2 protein-coding genes are annotated in these 543 nt (G+C 46.0%); one reads left to right on the top strand and one right to left on the bottom strand.

From position 1 onward, the window contains the following. Nucleotides 1-276 (top strand): MBL fold metallo-hydrolase (locus R7Q11_RS28750; protein WP_225467294.1); only part of this gene is annotated, 276 nt, incomplete at its 5' end. 20 nt (nucleotides 277-296) lie between these two features. Here the strand turns inward: R7Q11_RS28750 and R7Q11_RS28755 are convergent. After that, nucleotides 297-543: DUF2982 domain-containing protein (locus R7Q11_RS28755; protein ID WP_225467295.1), on the bottom strand; the 247-nt coding region annotated here is incomplete at its 5' end.

Genomic DNA, 543 nt, shown 5'->3' on the forward strand with positions numbered 1-543 from the left:
AACGTTATCCATACGCCGGGCCATACACCAGGTCACGTAGTACTTTATAGTGAAGAAGCACGTTTAGCGTTTGTTGGTGATGTTCTGTTTAACGGTAGCATTGGTCGTACTGACTTCCCTCAAGGCGACTTCAATACGTTGATTAGTTCAATTAAAGAGAAACTTTGGCCTCTAGGTAACGATGTTACATTTGTACCGGGTCATGGTCCTCAATCTACCTTCGGTCACGAGCGCAAAACCAACCCGTTTGTTGCTGACGAGATGCCACTATACTAGCGCCTTGTCTGTACTCGTTACTATTCTGGCTCGGCGGCCGCTAAGTATCGCCGAGTCAGCCCTACAAATTCGTCGGCTTCCCTGTCTAAATCACTGGCAGAAATAAACACATCATAGCCGTAAAATTTTCTTTGATACTTCATTCTATTCGCCAGCATGGCTTGCAAACCGTCGTATTGTTTTCCCGCTTTGCTAGTGTACGGTTGTGGGTCGAGTACCATATCTTCAAATTTCTCTTCACAATGGTTCTGCCTTGCGCCCAGATAC

It is taken from the genome of Vibrio sp. 970 (assembly GCF_033339075.1).